The sequence below is a fragment of the Rhizobium sp. Nf11,1 genome (genome assembly GCF_050587665.1).
Taxonomy (GTDB): Bacteria; Pseudomonadota; Alphaproteobacteria; order Rhizobiales; family Rhizobiaceae; genus Rhizobium.
This window is the reverse complement of record NZ_JBOBHU010000001.1, coordinates 509,283-529,234: the sequence shown is the minus strand read 5'-3', so window position 1 is coordinate 529,234 and position 19,952 is coordinate 509,283. Positions and strand designations below refer to the sequence as shown.

General features: G+C 63.3%; 22 protein-coding genes. 13 read left to right on the top strand and 9 right to left on the bottom strand.

Annotated features, from left to right (window positions below):
• Positions 1 to 444, top strand: coding sequence for a hypothetical protein (locus ACQ7C1_RS02580; RefSeq protein ID WP_097597665.1), 444 nt, complete (start codon positions 1 to 3; stop codon positions 442 to 444).
• Positions 445 to 534: 90 nt separating this feature from the next.
• Here the strand turns inward: ACQ7C1_RS02580 and ACQ7C1_RS02575 are convergent, their stop codons facing one another.
• Positions 535 to 1,434: a LysR family transcriptional regulator gene (locus ACQ7C1_RS02575; RefSeq protein WP_430957187.1), complete on the bottom strand. Its 900-nt coding sequence runs from the start codon at positions 1,432 to 1,434 to the stop codon at positions 535 to 537.
• A 118-nt stretch (positions 1,435 to 1,552) separates the two neighbouring features.
• Between ACQ7C1_RS02575 and ACQ7C1_RS02570 the strand changes: the two genes are divergently transcribed.
• Together ACQ7C1_RS02570 and ACQ7C1_RS02565 are read left to right on the top strand one after the other, a co-directional pair.
• Positions 1,553 to 2,941 (top strand): MFS transporter, encoded by a 1,389-nt coding sequence (locus ACQ7C1_RS02570; protein ID WP_430957186.1) that lies wholly within the window; start codon positions 1,553 to 1,555, stop codon positions 2,939 to 2,941.
• Positions 2,942 to 3,095: 154 nt separating this feature from the next.
• On the top strand, positions 3,096 to 3,785 hold the full coding sequence (locus tag ACQ7C1_RS02565) for an HAD-IA family hydrolase (protein WP_430957185.1): 690 nt from the start codon (positions 3,096 to 3,098) through the stop codon (positions 3,783 to 3,785).
• 786 nt (positions 3,786 to 4,571) lie between these two features.
• On the opposite strand, the gene ACQ7C1_RS02560 is transcribed toward ACQ7C1_RS02565, so the two are convergent.
• On the bottom strand, positions 4,572 to 5,219 hold the full coding sequence (locus ACQ7C1_RS02560; protein ID WP_430957250.1) for a hypothetical protein: 648 nt from the start codon (positions 5,217 to 5,219) through the stop codon (positions 4,572 to 4,574).
• Between the two features lie 37 nt (positions 5,220 to 5,256).
• Here ACQ7C1_RS02560 and ACQ7C1_RS02555 point away from each other — a divergent pair, with 37 nt between their 5' ends.
• The 7 genes from ACQ7C1_RS02555 to ACQ7C1_RS02525 all read left to right on the top strand — a co-directional run bounded on the left by ACQ7C1_RS02555 (position 5,257) and on the right by ACQ7C1_RS02525 (position 12,675).
• A complete protein-coding gene (locus tag ACQ7C1_RS02555; RefSeq protein ID WP_430957184.1) occupies positions 5,257 to 5,487 on the top strand; it encodes a hypothetical protein in 231 nt (76 codons plus the stop codon).
• Entirely contained in the window at positions 5,484 to 6,908 is a 1,425-nt protein-coding gene (gene thrC / locus ACQ7C1_RS02550) for a threonine synthase (RefSeq protein WP_430957183.1), read from the top strand. The genes ACQ7C1_RS02555 and thrC overlap by 4 nt, the downstream gene beginning before the upstream one ends.
• Before the next feature lie 3 nt (positions 6,909 to 6,911).
• Positions 6,912 to 8,207 (top strand): M16 family metallopeptidase, encoded by a 1,296-nt coding sequence (locus ACQ7C1_RS02545; protein ID WP_430957182.1) that lies wholly within the window; start codon positions 6,912 to 6,914, stop codon positions 8,205 to 8,207.
• Positions 8,208 to 8,235: 28 nt separating this feature from the next.
• Positions 8,236 to 8,850 carry a GNAT family N-acetyltransferase gene (locus ACQ7C1_RS02540; RefSeq protein ID WP_430957181.1) on the top strand — a complete coding sequence of 205 codons (615 nt, stop codon included), beginning with the start codon at positions 8,236 to 8,238 and terminating at the stop codon, positions 8,848 to 8,850.
• Positions 8,847 to 11,759, top strand: a complete 2,913-nt coding sequence (locus tag ACQ7C1_RS02535) for an EAL domain-containing protein (protein ID WP_430957180.1) — start codon at positions 8,847 to 8,849, stop codon at positions 11,757 to 11,759. The genes ACQ7C1_RS02540 and ACQ7C1_RS02535 overlap by 4 nt, the downstream gene beginning before the upstream one ends.
• An 84-nt stretch (positions 11,760 to 11,843) precedes the next feature.
• Positions 11,844 to 12,263 (top strand): hypothetical protein, encoded by a 420-nt coding sequence (locus ACQ7C1_RS02530; protein WP_097597680.1) that lies wholly within the window; start codon positions 11,844 to 11,846, stop codon positions 12,261 to 12,263.
• Between the two features lie 103 nt (positions 12,264 to 12,366).
• Positions 12,367 to 12,675: a Dabb family protein gene (locus ACQ7C1_RS02525; RefSeq protein ID WP_097597683.1), complete on the top strand. Its 309-nt coding sequence runs from the start codon at positions 12,367 to 12,369 to the stop codon at positions 12,673 to 12,675.
• 61 nt (positions 12,676 to 12,736) lie between these two features.
• Here the strand turns inward: ACQ7C1_RS02525 and ACQ7C1_RS02520 are convergent, their stop codons facing one another.
• The 6 genes from ACQ7C1_RS02520 to ACQ7C1_RS02495 form a co-directional block, all read right to left on the bottom strand.
• Positions 12,737 to 13,639, bottom strand: coding sequence for a metal ABC transporter solute-binding protein, Zn/Mn family (locus ACQ7C1_RS02520; protein ID WP_430957179.1), 903 nt, complete (start codon positions 13,637 to 13,639; stop codon positions 12,737 to 12,739).
• 16 nt (positions 13,640 to 13,655) lie between these two features.
• Positions 13,656 to 14,528: a metal ABC transporter permease gene (locus tag ACQ7C1_RS02515; RefSeq protein WP_430957178.1), complete on the bottom strand. Its 873-nt coding sequence runs from the start codon at positions 14,526 to 14,528 to the stop codon at positions 13,656 to 13,658.
• Complete coding sequence (locus ACQ7C1_RS02510; RefSeq protein ID WP_430957177.1) at positions 14,525 to 15,274, bottom strand: metal ABC transporter ATP-binding protein; 750 nt, start codon at positions 15,272 to 15,274, stop codon at positions 14,525 to 14,527. Before ACQ7C1_RS02510 ends, ACQ7C1_RS02515 begins: the two co-directional genes overlap by 4 nt.
• On the bottom strand, positions 15,271 to 15,399 hold the full coding sequence (locus tag ACQ7C1_RS02505; RefSeq protein WP_430957176.1) for a hypothetical protein: 129 nt from the start codon (positions 15,397 to 15,399) through the stop codon (positions 15,271 to 15,273). The genes ACQ7C1_RS02510 and ACQ7C1_RS02505 overlap by 4 nt, the downstream gene beginning before the upstream one ends.
• A 358-nt stretch (positions 15,400 to 15,757) precedes the next feature.
• A complete protein-coding gene (locus ACQ7C1_RS02500; RefSeq protein WP_221113498.1) occupies positions 15,758 to 16,243 on the bottom strand; it encodes a peroxiredoxin in 486 nt (161 codons plus the stop codon).
• 76 nt (positions 16,244 to 16,319) lie between these two features.
• A complete protein-coding gene (locus tag ACQ7C1_RS02495; RefSeq protein ID WP_430957175.1) occupies positions 16,320 to 17,159 on the bottom strand; it encodes a protein-disulfide reductase DsbD domain-containing protein in 840 nt (279 codons plus the stop codon).
• Between the two features lie 141 nt (positions 17,160 to 17,300).
• On the opposite strand from ACQ7C1_RS02495, the gene ACQ7C1_RS02490 reads away from it, so the two are divergent.
• The 3 genes from ACQ7C1_RS02490 (at position 17,301) to ACQ7C1_RS02480 (ending at position 19,363) form a co-directional block, all read left to right on the top strand.
• Positions 17,301 to 17,906: a YqgE/AlgH family protein gene (locus ACQ7C1_RS02490; RefSeq protein WP_011424313.1), complete on the top strand. Its 606-nt coding sequence runs from the start codon at positions 17,301 to 17,303 to the stop codon at positions 17,904 to 17,906.
• Between the two features lie 101 nt (positions 17,907 to 18,007).
• Positions 18,008 to 18,199, top strand: a complete 192-nt coding sequence (locus tag ACQ7C1_RS02485; RefSeq protein ID WP_430957174.1) for a CsbD family protein — start codon at positions 18,008 to 18,010, stop codon at positions 18,197 to 18,199.
• 90 nt (positions 18,200 to 18,289) lie between these two features.
• Positions 18,290 to 19,363: a zinc-binding metallopeptidase family protein gene (locus ACQ7C1_RS02480; RefSeq protein WP_430957173.1), complete on the top strand. Its 1,074-nt coding sequence runs from the start codon at positions 18,290 to 18,292 to the stop codon at positions 19,361 to 19,363.
• Positions 19,364 to 19,689: 326 nt separating this feature from the next.
• Here the strand turns inward: ACQ7C1_RS02480 and ACQ7C1_RS02475 are convergent, their stop codons facing one another.
• Positions 19,690 to 19,920, bottom strand: a complete 231-nt coding sequence (locus ACQ7C1_RS02475; protein ID WP_430957172.1) for a hypothetical protein — start codon at positions 19,918 to 19,920, stop codon at positions 19,690 to 19,692.
• Positions 19,921 to 19,952 lie beyond the last annotated feature (32 nt).

Sequence of the window (19,952 nt, the reverse complement as noted above, 5' to 3'; positions counted from 1 at the left end):
ATGAAACCTATCAATCTTATCGCTGCCGCCTCGATCGCGCTGCTCGCATCGAGCCCGGCCGTTCTTGCAGAAGAGTGTAACGCCGCAGGAACCGTGGGAACGGCGGGAAGCGCTGCTGTCGGCGGCACATCCGCGAGCTCCGTCGGGACGGCCGGCGCCTGCCAGACTGACGGCGGCACGACATCGTCGATCGGATCCGGCGGAAGTGCCGCGACGGTCGACGGAAAGGCGCAAAGCAAGACCCACATCAATGACAATGGCGACAAGCTGAAGGCGCAGACCAAGGCCCAGGCGGTCGACCAGGGCACGTTCAGCAAGTCGCGCACCAAGACCAGCACGGACGGCGACAGCTTGCAAAGCACAACGCGTACGATGTCGCATGTTCCCGGCGAGAAGCCGGTGAAAGGCACCACCACTCAGAAGATCATCTTGCCGCAACAATAAGGTAAGTGGGCTCACCTCTCTTGAACAAGGTGAGCCGTGCCCTTATTCCGGGCAAACGGGGAAAAGCAGTTGTCTTGGCTCGGCGCTTCCTCAGTTCATGGCGTTGTGGAAAGTCTCGAAAATCAGCGCCCGCAGCCAGCGATGGGCGGGATCTGCATCCATGCGAGGGTGCCAGGCCTGGACGATGTTGAAAACCGGCACGGCGACAGGCAGGTCAAAAATCCTGATCCCGCTGATCGGGGAAGACTTGCAATAGGACTTCGGGATAGAGCCGATCAGATCGGAAGCCGCTGCAACGGCGATCACCGCCGGGAAACTCGGGACGATCAGCCTGACATCCCGGTAAAGGTCCAGCTCGGCGAGCGCCCTGTCGACGGGACCGGCATAGTCCGCTTGCGGCGAGAAGACCACATGACCACAGGCGGCATAGCCCGCAGCCGTTAGCCCTGCATCGAAGATCGGATGCCCCGCCCTTGCGACACCGACGAACCGGTCCTCGAAAAGACTCTGGCAACGCAGCTCCCCGCCGTCCCGCGGCAGGACACCGATATCCAAATCGATTGCCGCGTCCCGCAAAGCCTGAACGTGCTTGTCCGATCGCGGCGCAAAACGAAGCCTTATCCCCGGCGCGGCGTTGGTCACGGCGGCGCTGAGGTCGGCGGCGTAGAGAAGCACGAAGGCCTCATTGGCACGGATGGTGAAGTCGCGCCGCACTTCCCGGATTTCCACGGTCGATGGCGGACTCAGCACCGCTTTCACGGCGTCCTTCAACACCTGTACCTCTTCGGCAATCGCCAGGGCATGCGGTGTGGCGACCATGCCGCGCCCGGCCGGCACCAGGATCGGATCGCCGAGTGCCGCCCGCAAGCGCGACAGCGTCCGGCTCATGGCCGATGTGCTGAGGCCAAGCCGGCGAGCGGCGGCCGATACGCTCTGCTCTCGCAGCAACGCATCCAGCGCCACCAGAAGATTGAAATCGAGATCGGACATGGCGCTATTCTATCAGGCATGGCGCTGTATGCAACGGTCAATTGCTTCAGTTGCGTCTGGCGCAGGAGATCGACGAGGGCTAATGAATCGGCCATCCCATAAGCATCCCGGAGTTTCCATGTCCCTCACCTGCACCCCCCCGATCTCTCAAGATGGCCTGGCGTCGCCCCGACGGTACCTGGCTGTCGCCCTCCTGCTTCTGGCAATTGTTCTCGTCGTTCTGGATGGGGCGATCGCCAATGTCGCCTTGCCTTCGATCGCGCTTTCGCTGCACGCGCAAGCGGATAGCACCGTATGGGTCGTCTCCGCCTATCAGCTGGCCGTGCTCGTCGCCATTCTTCCCTGCGGGGCGCTCGGCGAGATCTACGGCGCGCGCAGGGTCTTCCTGATCGGCGTCGCGCTGTTTACCGCGGCGTCCGCAGCCTGCGCCTTGGCGGGCGATCTGCCCGTGCTGATCCTTGCTCGTTTCGCGCAGGGCCTTGGCGCGGGCGCGATCATGGCCCTCGCGATGATGAACCTGCGCCAGGCCCTGCCGCAGCACATGCTGGGTCCGATCATCGGCGTCAATGCCATGATCATCGCCATTTCCTCGGCGGCGGGCCCGGGCCTTGCCGGCGCCATCCTTTCCGTTACGAGCTGGCCCTGGCTGTTTGCGGTCAACATACCGCTAGGCATCATCGTTCTCTTCGGCGGCGGCCTGCTGGGGCAGGTCGAAGGCGCGAAGCGGAAGCTGAATGCGAAGGTGTTGCTGGCCAATACAGCGATGTTCATCCTGTTCTTTTCAGGCGCCGATCGGATTGCGACCGCGCCGGTCAGCGGCGCCGCCCTCATCATGGCGTCGCTCGCCTGCCTGTTCAGCCTGCTGCGCCTCGAACGGAACAGTGACGTCCCGCTCATTCCGACCGATCTCCTGGCCGCACCGGCATTCCGCGTATCGGTCGTCGCCTCGATTTTCTGCTTCTGCGGTCAGATGCTGGGCACCATCGCCCTCCCCTTCTACCTGCAGCACAGGCTGCACATGACGCCGGTTCTGGCCGGTCTCTACATGATGGCCTGGCCGGCCGCGACTGCTGTCATTGCGCCGGTCTCCGGACGCCTGGCAAACCGAGTCAAGACGGCATGGCTTTGCGCCATCGGCGGGGCGCTGTTGGCGCTTGGTCTGCTGGTGGCGGGCCTGACGCCGCCCGATCCGCGCGGCATCGCCTTTGTCGTCGGCACCGTGGTCGCCGGCTTCGGTTTCGGATTGTTCCAGACGCCGAACAACCGCATTCTCCTTCTTTCGGCACCGAAAGCCAGAAGCGGTGCGGCCGGCGCCATGCAGGGCACCGCGCGGCTTCTCGGCCAAACCCTGGGCGGGATCTCCATGTCAATCCTTTTTGCAACATTGCCGTTGTCGACGGCACTCGACTTTGCGGTCGTCATATCGGGCGGCTGCGCAGCCGCAGCCAGTTTGGTCAGCCTGAGCCGGGCGCGCTACGAAGTGGCGGGACAGCCCGGAGCGTCCTGAACGAGCTTCTGGTCGTCCGGGTGGAAGCGGGCTTTACGGAGCCGGTCGCCTGCCGCATCGCAGCCATGCTTGAGATCAGGTTGAGCTTTGGCCGGCCATCGTGTAAAGCCGCAGCATCCCCGGACAAGACCAGATTTCCAGCAAGGCGTGAACAATGGACGGCTTCGATCTCATCATCTTCGACTGCGACGGTGTTCTCGTCGATTCCGAAATCATCGCGGCCGAAGTTGAATCCGCGCTTTTGACGGAGGCCGGATATCCGATCGGCGTCGAGGAAATGGGCGAGCGTTTCGCCGGCATGACCTGGCACAACATCCTGCTGCAGGTCGAGCGCGAGGCCAGCATCCCGCTTTCGGCTTCCCTGCTCGACAAGTCCGAGAAGCTGCTCGACCTCAGGCTGGCGAATGACGTCAAGGCGATCCCAGGCGTCGAATTCGCCGTCTCCAGGCTGCCGATGAAGCGCTGCATCTGCTCGAATTCGAGCATGAAGCGGCTCGACATGATGCTGGGCAAGGTCGGGCTGAAGCCGCTCTTCGCGCCCAACATCTTCTCCGCCAAGGATCTCGGCGCCGACCGCGTCAAGCCGAAGCCGGATATCTTCCTGCACGGCGCAAGCCGCATGGGTGTTTCACCCGACAAGACCGTCGTGGTCGAGGATTCCGTCCACGGCGTGCACGCGGCGCGCGCCGCCGGCATGCGCGTCATCGGCTTTACCGGCGCCTCGCACAGCTACCCCGCCCATGCCGACAAACTGACCGATGCCGGCGCCGAGACGGTGATCTCACGCATGAACGACCTGCCGGGCGTCGTTGCAGCGCTTGCGGCCTGGGAAGGCGTGCTTTAAGGCCTCGGCCATTTGCTCGGCTGCTGGGCCCGATGCGGTCGCGGCACACCCCTCCTCCACGCCGACGGGCGTATGCCTCCCGGCAACGCCTCTCCTCCGTCCCACGGCTTGACCCTGGGATCCATGCGGCGGGCACGGCGTCAGGAGCGATGGAGTGCAGCTGCAGGGAATTACTGAGGCCGCGTGCTTGGTTGTGGATCCCAGGGTCAAGCCCTGGGATGACGGAGTGTGGGGTTGGCGTTCTCGCCAAACGCATCGGCGGCGCAGCTTGTGAGACGTCGCTATTGCCGAGGTTTGTGAAGGACGCTCCTGCCAAACGTACCGCCGAAGCAGCTTGTGACACGTCGCTTTCGCCGAAGCTTGTGGGCGCCGGATCTGGCGTCGCTTCATCGCCGTAGCTGTGCCGATGAGCCCAGACACCACCTCTGATGCGCCGGCGGACTAATGCATCCGGCACCACCTCTCTCCACGCCGGCGGACTAATGCATCCGGCACCACCTCTCTCCACGCCGCGGAGTTATCGATCGCGGCACCACCTCTCCTCCGTCATCCCAGGGCTTGACCCTGGGATCCATGCGGCGGGTACGGCGTGGAAAGGCACGGCATCCAACTGCGGAAAATCACAGAAGCCGAATGCCGGGTCGTGGATCCCAGGGTCAAGCCCTGGGATGACGGAGTGTGGGGTTGGCGATGTTGCCAAACGCACCGGCGGCGCAGCTTTTAAGACGTCGCTATTACCGAGGCTTGTGAGGGGCGCTCCTGCCGAAGCTCGTGCGAATGCAAAATCTAGCTGCTCTTCTTGCTCTTGGCCGGCTGGGTGTCGAAGCCGACGTTGACGCGGACCAGGGCGCCGGCGCCGACGGGCATCTTGATGCCTTCCTTGCGGAAGATGACCTGGGTGCCTGGCGAGCCCGCCGGGATTTCGGTCGCAAACTTGGTGACTTCGGAATAGAGCACGTTCTCGCCGTCCAGGATGGTGACGCGGATCGGCAGCGTTACCGGGCCGGGGGCGCCGGCCGGGCCGGTGATGAGGCGCAGCTGGGCGACGACGGTCATCGTCAGGCTCGTGTCGTTCAGCATGCACTGGCGGGTGTAATCGCCGAACGAGGCCTGGACGACGATCTGCTGCGGATCGTCCTTCTTGCCCTTGGCGTAAGTGCGGAAGATCGCATCCTGGTCACGCATGAAGATCTGCGGGCAGGCGCCCTGGACGACCGGGGCGGTCGTGCCTTGCGCCGTCTTGGCCGTGCCGATCGACGGATTGTTGGAGGAAGGGTTGGCGGGCGCCAGCGGCATGATCTGGGCGGTGCCGTTCGGCTGCGCGGGCGCTGCCTCCGGTTTGCTGTCGCCGCCTATGCCGAGTGAATTGCAGCCGGCGAGCAGCGCGGCAAGAGAAGCGGAGACGATGAGACGCGAGACCTTGCCGAGCACGATTATTCCACCCCTTGCACAAGCGTTTCTTGGAGGCCCCATGTCTTTTGCGTGGGGCCTTTCACGACGGTTTGCGATGGTCTATATCAGCGGCTCAAACAAAAATCGATTGGGTACGCGCCGTTTTGATGCACTTTTCGCCGCCGGATGCGGGCAACTTCAACAAGATAACGGCGATCGTATGTCCGCAGCGCCGCGCCCACTCGGTTTCCGGCAAAGCAAGCCACGGCCGGGCCTGGCCGGATTTCTTTCAGCGATAGATCAAGGATGACCAACGTGGATTATATCTCGACCCGCGGCGAGGCCCCTTCCCTCGGCTTTTGCGACGCCCTGCTGACGGGCCTGGCGCGCGACGGCGGGCTCTACGTTCCCCGTGAATGGCCTCACTTCTCGAAAAAGGAGATCCGGGCGCTGCGCGGCAAGAGCTATCAGGAGGTCGCCTTCACCATCCTGTCGCCCTTCACCAATGGCGAAATCCCCGCGGCGACCTTCCGCGCGATGATCGACGAGGCCTACGGCACCTTCCGTCATCCGGCGATCGCGCCCCTCGTCCAGACCGGGCCGAACAGCTTCGTCATGGAACTGTTCCACGGCACGACGCTCGCCTTCAAGGACGTGGCGATGCAGTTGCTGGCGCGGCTGATGGATTATGCGCTGGAAAAGCGCGGCGCGCGGGCGACGATCGTCGGCGCCACCTCGGGTGACACCGGCGGGGCGGCGATCGATGCCTTCGCCGGGCGCGAGCGCACCGATATCTTCATCCTCTTCCCGCACGGCAAGGTCTCGCCGGTGCAGCAGCGGCAGATGACGACCTCAACCTCTTCGAACGTGCATGCGCTCGCCGTCGAGGGCAATTTCGACGATTGCCAGAACCTGGTGAAGGCGATGTTCAACGATGCGGCCTTCCGCGACAAGGTCCGTCTCTCCGGCGTCAACTCGATCAACTGGGCCCGGATCATGGCCCAGATCGTCTATTATTTTACGACGGCGGTGGCGCTCGGCGGCCCGGACCGGAAGATCTCGTTCACGGTGCCGACCGGCAATTTCGGCGATATTTTCGCCGGCTACTGCGCCAAGCGCATGGGCCTGCCGATCGACCGGCTTGTCATCGCCACCAATGAAAACGACATCCTGACGCGGACGCTGAAGACCGGCCGCTACGATATGAAGGCGGTCAAGGCGACAAGCTCGCCGTCGATGGATATCCAGATCTCGTCGAACTTCGAGCGACTGCTGTTCGAAGCCTATGGTCGAGACGCCTCGAAGGTACGCGCGGCGATGGAAAGCCTCAAGCAATCCAACGGCTTCGAGATCGGCGGCCAAGCGCTGAAGGCGATTCGCCGCGACTTCCGGGCCGGGCGCGCGAGCGAGCGGCAGGTGGCCGAGACGATCCGCAAGACCCATGCCGAGACCGGCTACCTGCTCGATCCGCATTCGGCGATCGGCGTCTTCGTGGCAAAGAAGAAAGAGAAGCCGAACACGCCGATGGTGACGCTTGCGACCGCGCATCCGGCGAAATTCCCGGTTGCCGTAAAATCGGCCAGCGGTATTGACCCGGCGCTTCCGACGTGGCTTGCTGGTCTGATGCAAAGGGAGGAGCGCTTCCAGATCATCAAACCGGAGCTGAAAGCCGTTGAAACCTTTATCGGCCAGCACGCCCGCAGCGAGACGACAGCAGGCGCAGAAAGATAGCCAATGACAGTTGAGTGCACCCGGCTCAAATCCGGGCTGACAGTAGTCACAGAAACCATGCCGCACCTGGAAAGCGTTGCGCTCGGAGTCTGGATCAAATCGGGATCGCGCAACGAGACGGAAGACGAGCACGGCATTGCCCACCTGCTCGAACATATGGCCTTCAAGGGCACGGCGCGGCGTACGGCCCGCCAGATCGCCGAAGAGATCGAGGATGTCGGCGGCGAGGTCAACGCCGCCACCTCGACCGAGACGACATCCTATTATGCCCGGGTGCTCAAGGACCACGTGCCGCTCGCCGTCGACATCCTCGCCGACATCCTGACGGAATCGGCCTTCGAGGAGGAGGAGCTGGAGCGTGAGAAGCAGGTGATCCTGCAGGAGATCAACGCCGCCAACGACACGCCCGACGACGTGGTGTTCGACCGTTTCTCCGAGGCCGCCTATCGCGACCAGACGCTCGGACGCGCCATCCTCGGCACGCCGGAGACTGTCGTCTCCTTCACGCCGCAGCAGATCCGCACCTATCTCGGCCGCAACTACACGACCGACCGCATGTTCGTGGTGGCGACCGGCGCCGTCGACCACCAGGAATTTCTGGGCATGGTCGAGGAACGTTTCGCCAGCCTGCCGACGCAGCCTTCGGCGCCGCCGGTCATGGAAGCGGCCCGTTATATCGGCGGCAGCGTGCGCGAGCCGCGCGACCTGATGGACGCGCAGATCCTGCTCGGCTTCGAGGGCAAGCCCTACCACGCGCGCGACTTCTACTGCTCGCAGATCCTCGCCAATATCCTCGGCGGCGGCATGTCCTCCAGGCTGTTCCAGGAAGTGCGCGAATTCCGCGGCCTCTGTTATTCCGTCTATGCCTTCCACTGGGGCTTTTCCGATACCGGCATCTTCGGCATCCATGCCGCCACCGGCGGCGAAAACCTGCCGGAGCTGGTGCCTGTCATCATCGACGAACTGCACAAGTCGGCCAACGAGATCCACCAGAAGGAGATCGAACGCGCCCGCGCCCAGATCCGCGCCCAGTTGCTGATGGGCCAGGAAAGCCCGGCCGCGCGTGCCGGCCAGATCGCACGGCAGATGATGCTCTACGGCCGGCCGATCTCCAATCCGGAGATGATGGAACGGCTGGAGGGCATCACCATCGAGCGGCTGACCGACCTCGCCGGCCGGCTGTTCTACGATACGGTGCCGACGCTTTCGGCGATCGGGCCGCTGGAACAGCTCGCGCCGATGGAAGACATCATCGCCTCGCTTTCGGTCCCGGCGCCGAAGACGATGCAGGCCAGCTGAGCCGACGTCCGTCTGCCGGGAGTGATCGATGCCAAAATCGGTGTTTCGGTTTCTGTCGCGGCAGCCGGATGCGGTGGAGCTGGAGAATGACAAATATCTCCTGCGCCTGCCGCGCTATCAGGATTTCAATCAGTGGCACCGGCTGCGCGCCGAAAGCCGCAAGTTCCTCGAACCCTGGGAGCCGACCTGGCGGCGCGACGAGCTGACGGAGGGCGCCTACCGCGCCCGCGTCATCCGCGGCAAGCAGGAATATGCCTCGGGACAGTCGATCCCGCTGTTCATCTTCCTCAAGGAAAACCGGACGCTCGTCGGCGGCATCACCATCGGCTATATCAGGCGCGGTGCGGCACAAAGCTGCATGATCGGCTACTGGATGGGCGAACGCCATGCCGGCCAGGGGCATATGTACGCTGCCCTTCAGTTGGTTATTCCTTACATCTTCTCCGGGCTTGAGTTGCACCGTATTGAAGCAGCCTGTATTCCAGATAACGCGCGCAGCATGCGCCTGCTTGAAAAGGCCGGGTTTCAGCGGGAAGGTTATCTGCGCGGATATTTGAAGATCAACGGTCAGTGGCACGACCACGTGATATTTTCACGGCTCGCCACGGATACGGACAAAGGCAGGAAAACCGACAGCCGATGACCAGAAACAGCATGCTGCCCAAGTCACCGTCCGGACGAGTGATCGCGGTGATCGCAGCCCTTTTCCTGGCGGTCTTCGCCCTTTCGGCGGGCGTTGCCCAGGCGGCCGAACCGGTGAAGATTTCCCGCGACGATACCGCGCTCGACCTGACGGCGACGACCGAGATCTACGCCAACCAGGGCGAGGCCTTCCAGGTGTCCACGGCCGCCGGCGCCGACGGCATCCGCCGGCGCATCGAGGTCCGGGCGAGTTCGGACAACCATCAGGGCGACTGGGCGGTGTTTGCGCTCGCCAACGTCTCGGAGGAACAGCTGGAGCGCGTCATCGTCGCGCCGCATTTCCGTCTGGTCAATTCCAAGCTGTTCTGGCCGGATCTCGGTTCGCAGCGCATTATCGCCATTACCCCGAGCGAAGGCTTTGCGCTCGACCGCCAGCCCAGCGACGAGGCCGACGTCTTCCGCATCACGCTCAATCCGGGCGCCGTCATCACCTTCGTCGCCGAACTGTCGACGCCGCAACTGCCGCAGATCTATCTCTGGGAACCGAACGCCTACAAGGATACGATCAACGCCTTCACGCTCTATCGCGGCATCGTGCTCGGCATTGCCGGCCTGCTCGCCGTGTTCCTGACCATCCTCTTCGTCGTCAAGGGCACCTCGATGCTGCCGGCAACGGCAGCGCTCGCCTGGGCAGTGCTCGGCTATATCTGCGTCGACTTCGGTTTCCTCGGAAAGCTCATCAGCGTCGCCTCGGCCGACCAGCGAATATGGCGCGCTTGCGCCGAAGTGGCGCTCGCCTCGAGTTTCGTCATCTTCCTCTTCACCTATCTGAACCTCAATCGCTGGCACGCCCATCTCGGCTACGCCACGCTCGCCTGGGTGCTCGGCCTTGCCCTGCTGTTCGGCGTGGCGATCTACGATCCGTCGATCGCCGCCGGGATCGCCCGGCTGTCCTTCGCGCTGACGGCGGCGACCGGCCTGCTGCTCATCATCTATCTCGGCTTCAATCGCTATGATCGCGCCATTCTGCTGGTGCCGGCCTGGGCGCTGACGCTCGTCTGGCTGTTCGGGGCGTGGCTGACCGTGACCGGCCGGCTGGACAACGACATTATCCAGCCGGCGCTCGGCGGCGGCCTGGTGCTGATCGTGCTCCTGATCGGCTTCACCGTCATGCAACACGCCTTTGCCGGCGGCGCCTTTCAGCAGGGACTGTTTTCCGATCTCGAGCGGCAATCCCTGGCCCTGACCGGCTCCGGCGACATGGTCTGGGACTGGGATGTGGCGCGCGATCGCGTCGTCACCATTCCCGACGTCTCGGTCAAGCTTGGTCTCTCCCCCGGCACCATGCATGGGGCGGCGCGCAACTGGCTGCCGCGGCTGCATCCCGACGACCGCGACCGCTTCCGCGCCACGCTCGACGTGCTGCTTGAACACCGGCGCGGCCGGCTGAACCACGAATTCCGCATCCGCGCCGAGGACGGGCATTTCCATTGGCTCTTGATCCGCGCCCGGCCGGTGCTCGGCTCCAACGGCGAGATCATCCGCTGTGTCGGCACGATCGTCGACGTCACCGAGCAGAAGAATTCCGTCGAGCGGCTGCTGCATGATGCGCTGCACGACAATCTGACCGGCCTGCCGAACCGGCAGGTCTTCCTCGACCGGCTGCAGTCGGTGCTGGCGCTGGCGCCGGGCGGCGAGACGCTGCGCCCGACTGTGATGGTGATCGATATCGACCGCTACAAGCTGGTCAATGATTCCCTCGGCGTTGCCGCCGGCGACAACATCCTGATTGCGCTGACGCGGCGCCTGCGGCGTCTGATGAAGCCGCAGGACACGCTGGCGCGGCTTGCCGGAGACCAGTTCGGCCTCATCCTGGTCTCCGAGCACGATCCGGCCAAGGTCGCCGATTTCGCCGATGCTGTGAGCAAGGCGATCATGGTGCCGATCAATTTCGCCAATCGTGAGATCATCCTGACCGCCTCGATCGGGCTCGCCTCCTGGGTGGACCGGCAGGAGAGCGCCAGCGGCCTGCTCAGTGATGCGGAGCTTGCGATGTATCGGGCAAAACGGGCCGGCGGCAACCGCGTCGAGCCGTTCCAGCCGGCTTTCCGCGACTTCGGCACCGACCGGCTGCAGCTCGAAACCGATCTGCGCCGCGCCATCGAGCGCAGGGAATTGTCGATGGTCTACCAGCCGATCGCCCGGCTTGAAGATGTCGAGGTCGCCGGCTTCGAGGCGCTGATGCGCTGGGAGCATCCGAAACGCGGCAATATCCCGCCGTCGGAATTCATTCCGCTTGCCGAGGCGTCCGACGTCATCGGGGCGCTCGGCATGTTCGCGCTCGAACAGGCGACCAATGACCTGATGAGCTGGCAGAACCAGACCGGCGAACTGCCAATCTTCGTGTCGATCAACCTGTCGAGTGTGCAGCTGCTCAACAACGAGCTTTATGACGATGTGCGCTCGGTTCTCGCCAAGACGCATTGCACGCCCTCGCGGCTCAAGCTGGAACTGACGGAATCCATGGTGATGGAAAATCCGGAACAGGCCCGCCTCGTTCTGCAGAAGCTCAAGGAAGCCGGCATCGGGCTGGCGCTCGATGATTTCGGCACCGGCTATTCGTCGCTTGCCTATCTCACCCGCTTCCCCTTCGATACGATCAAGCTCGACAAGGCGCTGGTGCGCGACAGCAGCGACAAGAAGGCAACCGTGCTCCGATCAGTGATATCGATGGCGGCCGAGCTCGATATGAAGGTGGTGGCCGAGGGAATCGAATCCAACGAGGATGCGATCGAGCTTGCCAAAATGGGCTGCAGCTACGGGCAGAGCTATCTCTTCGGCCCGCCGATGCCGTCGGACTCGGTGCTGCGGCTGCTTCGCGATCGGTTTCCGCTGACGAAACGGGCGTGATCACCGGCAATGATCTCCCTAGAAATGGCGATTGACCGGCGGCCGGCAATATGCGCCACTCGCTTATCATATAAGGAATTTGCGATGCTCAAACTTCTGCTCGCCCTGTCGATCGGCGTCTTTTTCGTTTCGCCGCTTCAGGCCGGTGACGTCCATCCCGTCATGAAAGCCTGCGTGCCTGGGGTGAAGCATTGTGAACGATGGACCCAGGAATTCCAGACGGCGCTGGCGCTGGCACAGAAGGGCGATCATGCCGCACAGCAGACCGTGGCTTTCTGCCTGTCTTCCGGATGCCATGGCGCGGTGGTCGTCGACAAGGTCGCCTCCTGCAGCTGGCATCTCGTCATCACCAATTCAGGTGCGGCCACCGTGCTCGACCGGTCCAACCTCAGGAACACCTGCCGGCCGATGACGCCGGCTCAGAAGGACGAAGCCCGTGCTCACGCCGGCGAGCTCGTCCGCAAGATCTATAATCGTGACATGGCGGCGACCGACCAGATGTAGGCCCGGCCTCCTGCGGCGCTCGGCCAACGACACGTAAAATAAATCTCATTGCCCTTGCGGCTTTGGCCGCTATTCTCCTCTCAAGAAAATCGGGAGGACCATAATGATCCTGCATTGCGTGTTCCTGCGGCTGAAGACGGCGCTGACGATGGACGACAAGCAATCGCTGTTCGACGCGATCGTCGCGCTAAAACAGGTCATCACGGGCATATTGGATATCAAATACGGGCCGAATGTTTCGCCCGAAGGCCTGCATGCCGGCTTCGTCGACGGCTTTGCCGTAACCTTCGAAAGCGCCGAAGCCCGGGACGCCTATCTCGTCCATCCCGAACATGTGGCGGTCGGCGAGCGTATCGTCTCCTCGACGGACGGCGGCCTTGCCGGCATCCTGGTCTTCGACCTCAATCTCTAGCGTAGGAAGCGCGCCGCTTGATTCAAAGCTCCATGCGACGCCCTTTCAGAGCGGCCAGCCTTTAGCTCGACTTCGCCATAGCGGCGGCGAGTTGATCGACATTGTAGCGGAACATCTTCTCATAGGTCGGCGCCGGACCCTTGGCGTCGGAGAGCGATTCGACATAGAGCTCGCCGCCGGGCTCGGCGCCGGTGGCCCTGGCGACCTGCTTGACGAGGCGCGGATCGTTGGAATTCTCGAAGAAATAGGCCTTCACATTCTCGCTCTTGATCTGCTCGATCAGCTTGGCGACGTCGGCGGCAGACGCTTCGCTCTCGGTTGACAGGCCAAGCGGCGCGAGGAAGCTCACCTTGTACTCCCGGCCGAAATAGCCGAAGGCATCGTGGCTGGTCAGCACCTTTCGGCGGTCGTCGGAGATCTTGTCGAATTTCGAATGGGCATAGGCGTTCAGTTCATCCAGCTTCTGCGTGTACTTCTCGGCATTGGCCTTGAAGGCGGCGGCATCGGCCGGATCGGCCGCCGACAGCGCCTTTTCGATATTGGCGACCCAGACCTTGACGTTGACGGGACTGTTCCAGACATGCGGGTCGGTGATCTCAGCACCGTCCTCCTCCATCGTGCGGGTGGCAATGCCTTCGGACACCATGACCGGCTTGCCCTTGTAGCCTGAGGCGGTGATCAGCCTGTCCATCCAGCCTTCCAGCCCTTCGCCGCTGACAAAGGTGACTTGCGCCGCCTTCAAATTCTTCGCATCGGCGGGCGACGGTTCGAATTCGTGGGGATCGCCGTTCGGACCGACGAGGCTCGTCACATGCACATGGTCGCCGCCGACCTCCTTGACGACATCGGCAAGCACGGTGAAGGACGCAACCACCTTCAGCGTTTCGGCGGAAGCCGGCGCGGCCGAGAGCGCCATCAGCGCGGGCAGTGCGGCGGCGGCAAGAAGCAGTCTGGGCGGGTTCATCGAAGTCTCCTTGAAGTCAGCCCTTCAGATGCGGGCGGGGAAAGAGGCGCCGGGCGATGCCGGAGGGCGCGAAAAGGATCGAGAAGGCGTAGATCAGAGCTGCCGTCATGATGATCGTCGGGCCGGAGGCAAGTTCGAGATGGTATGAGGCGATCAGGCCGAGATAGCCGGAGGCGGCGGCGCTCGCGGTCGCGATCAACATCATCACGGGCAGGCTGCGCGACCAGAGCTGGGCGACGGCGGCCGGCAACATCATCAGACCGACCGCCATCAGCGTGCCGAGCGCCTGAAAGCTGGCGACGAGGTTCAGCACCACAAGCAGCAGGAAAAGCACATGATAGGCCGGGCCGCGGCCGCCGACGGCCCTGAGAAAACCCGGATCGAAACATTCGGCAACCAGCGGCCGGTAGATGGCCGCGAGGACGACGAGCGTCAGCGAGGTGATCGCGCCGATCTGATAAAGCGCTGGCGCATCGATTGCCAGGATGGTGCCGAAGAGCACGTGCAGCAAATCGATGTTCGAGCCGCGCAACGACACGATCAGCACGCCGAGCGCCAGCGATGCGAGGTAGAAGCTGGCAAAGCTCGCATCCTCCCGCAGCACGGTCATCCGGCTGACGGCGCCCGACAGCAGCGCCACCGACAGGCCCGCGACAAGGCCGCCGATGCCCATCGCCGTCAGCGACAGCGAGCCGGCGACGAGGTAACCGATCGCCGCCCCCGGCAGCACCGCATGGCTCATCGCGTCGCCCATCAGGCTCATGCGCCGCAGCATCAGGAAGACGCCGATCGGCCCCGAGCCGAGCCCGAGGCAGAGGCAGGCGACGAGAGCCCGGCGCATGAAACCGAAATCGGCAAAGGGCGCCAGGAAGAGATCGTAGGCCGTCATGCCGCCGGCGCCTCTTGGGATTCGCAGGCCGCGGCATCCTCGTCCCAGCGCTCGGCCATGGCGCGCGCCTGCAAAAGGTTGGCCGGCGACATGACCTCGGCGGTCGGGCCCCAGCCGACGAGTTCGCGGGCAAGCAGCAAGGTTTGCGGGAAATGCGCGCGGACGAGCTCGAAATCATGCAGCACGGCAATGACGGTGCGGCCCTCGCCGTGCCAGCGGATGACGAGTTCGATGAGGTCCCGGGTCGTGCGGGCATCGATTGCGGTAAAAGGTTCGTCGAGCAGGATGACGCCGGCATCCTGCAGCAGCAGCCGGGCGAAGAGCACGCGCTGGAACTGGCCGGCCGAGAGCGATCCGACATGGCGTCGGCCGAAGCCCTCGAGCCCGACGGCGGCAAGCGCCTCGCCTGCCCTTTTCACATCGGCCGCAGTGATCCGGCCGAAGGCGCCCGATGTCTTCCAGGCGCCGAGCATGACGGTGTCGATGACCGAGATCGGAAAGCGGCGATCGATCTCGGCCGCCTGCGGGAGATAACCGAATTCCGCCCGCCCGAGCCGATGCTCGACCCTGCCCTCGGCCGGGCGAAGCTCGCCGATGATCGCCTTCAGCAGCGTCGACTTGCCCGCCCCATTCGGCCCGGCAATCGCCGTCAGGCTGCCCGGAGCAAAGGCGCCGGAGACATGATGGACGGCGGGATGCCTGTCATAGGCGACGGTGAGATCGTCGAGACGGATCAACGGCGTCATGGCAGCAGAACCGCCCAATGGATGGCGAGCCAGAGGACGGCAACCACCAGCATGATGCCGATCACCCTCGATAATGCCGATTGTCCCATAAGGCTGACGGAGGGGCGGTCGGGTCTCGGGGGCATGGCGGATCCTACAATGTAATAACATTACGGTTATGTTATAACGATTGCGGCAGGATTGAGGCGGAGTTTAAAGCTGCTCGCACAATTGAAAAAGGCGACCGAACGGCCGCCCTTCATGTGTCGCGATGTCTGTGTAATCTTTAGACGATGGCAGCGCTCGAGTCCGCGGCACGCCCCTCATCCGCCTGCCGGCACCTTCTCCCCGCTTGCGGGGCGAAGGGGATATGCCGCACCTCTCCATTCCCCACCAACCTCTCGCAGGGCACGTCCCCTCTCCCCGTTTTTACGGGGAGAGGGTTAGGGTGAGGGGCAGATCTTGTAGCGACATCAGCAGGTTAGGTGACGGCTTTTCGATCGCTCAGAGCTGTTCCAGCATCGCGGCAGCACCCGAGACGGTGGCCTGGCCGGGGCTTTCCTCGACGTTCAAGGCTTTCACAACACCGTCTTCCACCAGCATCGAATAGCGCTTGGAGCGCAGGCCGAGGCCGCCGGCGGAGAGGTCGGCTTCGAGGCCGACGGCCTTGGTGAAGGCGGCGTCCCAATCGGCCAGGAAGTGGATCTTGCCGAGGCCGCCCGAGGATTGCGCCCAGGCGCCCATCACATGCCAGTCGTTGACGGCGAGAACGGCGATATCGTCGACGCCCTTGGCGAGGATGGTGTCGCGGTTTTCGAGATAACCCGGCAGGTGGTTCAGCGAGCAGGTGGGCGTGAAGGCGCCCGGCACGGCAAAGAGCACGACGCGCTTGCCGGCGAAGAGCTGCTCGGTGGTGATTTCGACCGGGCCGTCGGCGGTCTTTTCCTTGAAGGTGGCGGCAGGAAGCTTGTCGCCGATCGCGATCGTCATGGTTTTCTCCTCGGGTTCTGTGGGTTCGGGCTCTGCGGCGGGCGCCGCCGGGGGATGGGGCGACTATAAGTGCCGGTCAGTCAAAGGCAAGCGTGGTCTCCATCGCCCTGTCGCCATCGATAACAAGCACGTCCCAGCGCTTGCCTGAAATATCGTAATCCTTGGGCAGCCTGCCGATCATCATATCAGTCTTGAAGATGGCGCCATCGCGTTTGCCGCCGCTCTGCTTCGTGAAGGCATAACCGCTCGGACCGGTGACGATGATATCGGGGGCGCCCTTCCCGTCACCCGGCAAAGCGAGCGTCAGCGACAGCGTCTTCCTGTCAGGTGAGATCGCATGCGCCGTCACCTTGAAATCATCCGAAGGCGGCTTCGGCAGCGTCGCATCAGCGGCCGCAAGGATCGCCTCTTCCTGCGGATGCGACTGCATGGCACGGCCGAGCTTCAGGCTTAAATTCGCCTGGAAGGGAATGCAGATATCCTTGCAGATGCCGATGAATACGGCGGCGTCGATCTTCACCTCGCCTTTGCCGGCCGCCCTCATGGACAGCGGCAGCGTCACCGGCGCGTCATAGGCGATATCCTCGATCTCGCCATTGAAAAAATGCTTCGGCACGGGATAGCCAATGGCGTCGAGCGTGACGCCGGTCGCCGGCGCTATGGTGACCTGAGGCGGAATGCCGCTGTTGCCGGGTTCGCGCCAGTAGGTGATCCAGCCGGGTTTCGGCTCGATCTGCAGGCCGGCGCGAATTTTGCCGCCGGCATCCGGCGCCAACGCCACGAGGCGCATGCGGCCGCCCTCGGCCTCGGCCCAGGCGCTCATTTCCGCATGGGCCTGGCAAAGGGGCATAAGAACAGCGGTCCCTGAGACGGCCGCAATTAAAAACCTACGCGGGACCAAGCTAATAATCATCATGGAACAACGGTTTACCGAAAGTGCTCTCCGGCCGCCAGAAGCCGCGCCCATTTAAATCTTCATTTTCGGTTGATTGATTTGTGACATTGGCCCATCTTTCTCTTGTCGGGGCCTTGGTGCGGTCTGGCAGCAGGAGGAATGATGTCCTTATCGACGCTGAAGAACAGACGGGAACGCGGCTTCTTCGATGGCCAGTTCCTCATCGCCATGCCAGGCATGGAAGACCGCAATTTTGCGCGCACGGTGATTTACATCTGCGCGCATTCGGATGCCGGCGCCATGGGCTTCGTCATCAACCGACCGCAGAGCCTCACCTTCACCGACGTGCTCCTGCATCTCGACATGATCAAGCAGGAAGAACCGATCGTGCTGCCGCAGCGGGCGCGCGATTTCCCGATCCAGACGGGCGGCCCGGTGGAGAGCGGCCGCGGTTTCGTGCTGCATTCGGACGATTATGCCAGCGACTCCTCGATCCCGGTCAGCGACGACATCTGCCTGACGGCGACCCTCGATATCGTCCGCGCCATCTCCAAGGGCGCCGGGCCGAAGCGCGCGACCATGCTGCTCGGCTATTCCTCCTGGGCGGCCGGCCAGCTCGAAAACGAGGTCGCCAACAATGGCTGGCTCACCTGCCCGGCCAATGAGGAACTGATCTTTGACCGCAACCTCGACGACAAGTACGAGCGGGCGCTTGCCGGCATGGGCATCAACGCCGCCATGCTATCGGCCGAGGCCGGCCACGCCTGACGGTCGCGGCTCCCTGGCGGTCGCGGGAACGAATAGCCGCCAGTGACGTTCCCTTTCCGCGCGGACGACAGGTCCGACGCCGAAGCATGGAGACATCACAGATGGGTAGCACCAGCGACAAGATTTCAGGCAAGGCAAACGAAATTGCCGGCAAGACCAAGCAGGCCGCCGGCAAGGCCATGGGCAATCGCGACATGCAGGCCGAGGGCGACGTCCAGGAAGCCAAAGGCAAGGGACAGGTCGCAACAGGCAAGGTCAAGGACAAGCTCAAAGGCGCCGTCGACCGGCTCTGAACCACCAGCTCAGCCCGGATGAACCATGCCTGCCGCGCACGCGCGCGGCGGGCATTTTTCATCCGCCCCTGCTTTGCAGAGATCAAAACGATGAAACTCTTTGCCTGCGACAATTGCGATCAGGTCGTCCACTTCGATAACCGGCACTGCGTCCGCTGCAATCACCGTCTCGGCTTCCTCCCGGGCGACCTTGCCATGCATGCGCTGGAGCCGCGCGACGAAATGGTCTGGCAGCTCGTTTCCGACCCCGACCGGCACGTGCGCTTCTGCGCCAATGCCGGCCTCGACATCTGCAACTGGCTGGTAGACGTCGAGAGCGACGGTGAATTCTGCACCGCCTGCCGCCATAACCGGCTGGTTCCGAATACCGACACCCAGGACGGCATCGATCGCTGGCGGCGCATCGGTCAGGCGCAGCGTCATCTGTTCTATTCGCTCTTGCGCTGGAAGCTGCCGCATCCCGATCGCGGCCAGGATCCGCAAGGCGGCCTGGTCTTCGATTTCCTCGAAGATTCCCTGCAGGGCAACGGCAATGTCGTGCCGGCCATGACCGGTCATGAGGAAGGCCTGATCACCATCCGCGCCGCCGAAGCCGACGACGCGACGCGCGAACAGGCGCGCAGCTCGATGAACGAGCCCTACCGCACACTGCTTGGCCATTTCCGCCACGAGGCCGGCCATTTCATCTGGAATAAGCTGGTGCGCGACCAGAACGGCCTCGACGATTTCCGCGCCGTCTTCGGCGATGAGCGCCGGGATTATGCGGCCGCCCTGCAAAACCACTATTCCAACGGCCCGCCTCTGGGATGGCAGGATAATTTCATCAGCGCCTATGCTTCGTCGCACCCCTGGGAGGATTTCGCCGAGTGTTTCGCGCATTACCTCCATATCGTCGACACGCTGGAGACGGCCCGCGCCTTCGGCATCGCCATCGATCCGCGCGGCCACGAGGAAATCGCCGGCGAGGTCGATTTTCTTCCCTATAGGGCAAAGAGCGCCGAGCAGCTCGTCAGCGCCTGGGTGCCGCTCAGCATTGCGATCAACGCCATCCAGCGCAGCATGGGTCAGCCGGATTCCTACCCCTTCGTGCTCTCTTCGCCTGTTGTGGCCAAGCTCGAATATCTGCATCGGCTGATTCAGGGGGCAGCGGCGCGGCAGCCGTGAGAGGCAAAGCCTCTCCCCGAGCTCGTCACCGAAATGAGAGAGCAGGAGGCAACCACCAGTGCAGGGGAACGCCAGATCGGCACCCTGGTTGTCGTGGCGCCCGCCATATCTCCACCCTCATTCCTGTGCTCGTCACAGGAATTAAGCCACCGCGCCGTCGCCGCGGCGAATGACTTCCAAGGCACCTCGAAGAGTGTCTTCCGCGCTCAAGGACTCGGGCGCACCGGATTCCTGCGACAAGCACAGGAATGAGGGAGCGAGGGGAGATGCCAGCCTACCCCTTCGAAAACAGCAAGATCCCTGTCCGCGACAGCAGACTGCGGGCGTCAAACGTGGGGAGAATATCGCCCTTCCTGTTCGACCCAATATTTTATCATCATCATCGCGGCCGCCTTGTTGAGCAACAGATCGCGCTCGTCGGCCAGATCCTGTTCGAAACGCTCGCAGAGCTTTTCATAGACTTCAAACAGCGCCCTGGCCTCATCATGCCCGCGATACCTGCTCTCCAGGCGAGTGATTGTCGACTTTAGCTCGTCTACAGTCGGTATGGACGTCACACTCGCCTCCTGAACAAAAGATCTCTCGCGGT

Excerpts from the sequence above, each read along its gene's own strand:
- ACQ7C1_RS02580 (WP_097597665.1), top strand. The coding sequence starts at position 1 with ATGAAACCTATCAATCTTATCGCTGCCGCCTCGATCGCGCTGCTCGCA.
- ACQ7C1_RS02575 (WP_430957187.1), bottom strand. The coding sequence starts at position 1,434 with ATGTCCGATCTCGATTTCAATCTTCTGGTGGCGCTGGATGCGTTGCTG.
- ACQ7C1_RS02570 (WP_430957186.1), top strand. The coding sequence starts at position 1,553 with ATGTCCCTCACCTGCACCCCCCCGATCTCTCAAGATGGCCTGGCGTCG.
- ACQ7C1_RS02565 (WP_430957185.1), top strand. The coding sequence starts at position 3,096 with ATGGACGGCTTCGATCTCATCATCTTCGACTGCGACGGTGTTCTCGTC.
- ACQ7C1_RS02555 (WP_430957184.1), top strand. The coding sequence starts at position 5,257 with ATGTCTTTTGCGTGGGGCCTTTCACGACGGTTTGCGATGGTCTATATC.
- thrC (WP_430957183.1), top strand. The coding sequence starts at position 5,484 with ATGACCAACGTGGATTATATCTCGACCCGCGGCGAGGCCCCTTCCCTC.
- ACQ7C1_RS02545 (WP_430957182.1), top strand. The coding sequence starts at position 6,912 with ATGACAGTTGAGTGCACCCGGCTCAAATCCGGGCTGACAGTAGTCACA.
- ACQ7C1_RS02540 (WP_430957181.1), top strand. The coding sequence starts at position 8,236 with ATGCCAAAATCGGTGTTTCGGTTTCTGTCGCGGCAGCCGGATGCGGTG.
- ACQ7C1_RS02535 (WP_430957180.1), top strand. The coding sequence starts at position 8,847 with ATGACCAGAAACAGCATGCTGCCCAAGTCACCGTCCGGACGAGTGATC.
- ACQ7C1_RS02530 (WP_097597680.1), top strand. The coding sequence starts at position 11,844 with ATGCTCAAACTTCTGCTCGCCCTGTCGATCGGCGTCTTTTTCGTTTCG.
- ACQ7C1_RS02525 (WP_097597683.1), top strand. The coding sequence starts at position 12,367 with ATGATCCTGCATTGCGTGTTCCTGCGGCTGAAGACGGCGCTGACGATG.
- ACQ7C1_RS02520 (WP_430957179.1), bottom strand. The coding sequence starts at position 13,639 with ATGAACCCGCCCAGACTGCTTCTTGCCGCCGCCGCACTGCCCGCGCTG.
- ACQ7C1_RS02515 (WP_430957178.1), bottom strand. The coding sequence starts at position 14,528 with ATGACGGCCTACGATCTCTTCCTGGCGCCCTTTGCCGATTTCGGTTTC.
- ACQ7C1_RS02510 (WP_430957177.1), bottom strand. The coding sequence starts at position 15,274 with ATGACGCCGTTGATCCGTCTCGACGATCTCACCGTCGCCTATGACAGG.
- ACQ7C1_RS02505 (WP_430957176.1), bottom strand. The coding sequence starts at position 15,399 with ATGCCCCCGAGACCCGACCGCCCCTCCGTCAGCCTTATGGGACAATCG.
- ACQ7C1_RS02500 (WP_221113498.1), bottom strand. The coding sequence starts at position 16,243 with ATGACGATCGCGATCGGCGACAAGCTTCCTGCCGCCACCTTCAAGGAA.
- ACQ7C1_RS02495 (WP_430957175.1), bottom strand. The coding sequence starts at position 17,159 with ATGATGATTATTAGCTTGGTCCCGCGTAGGTTTTTAATTGCGGCCGTC.
- ACQ7C1_RS02490 (WP_011424313.1), top strand. The coding sequence starts at position 17,301 with ATGTCCTTATCGACGCTGAAGAACAGACGGGAACGCGGCTTCTTCGAT.
- ACQ7C1_RS02485 (WP_430957174.1), top strand. The coding sequence starts at position 18,008 with ATGGGTAGCACCAGCGACAAGATTTCAGGCAAGGCAAACGAAATTGCC.
- ACQ7C1_RS02480 (WP_430957173.1), top strand. The coding sequence starts at position 18,290 with ATGAAACTCTTTGCCTGCGACAATTGCGATCAGGTCGTCCACTTCGAT.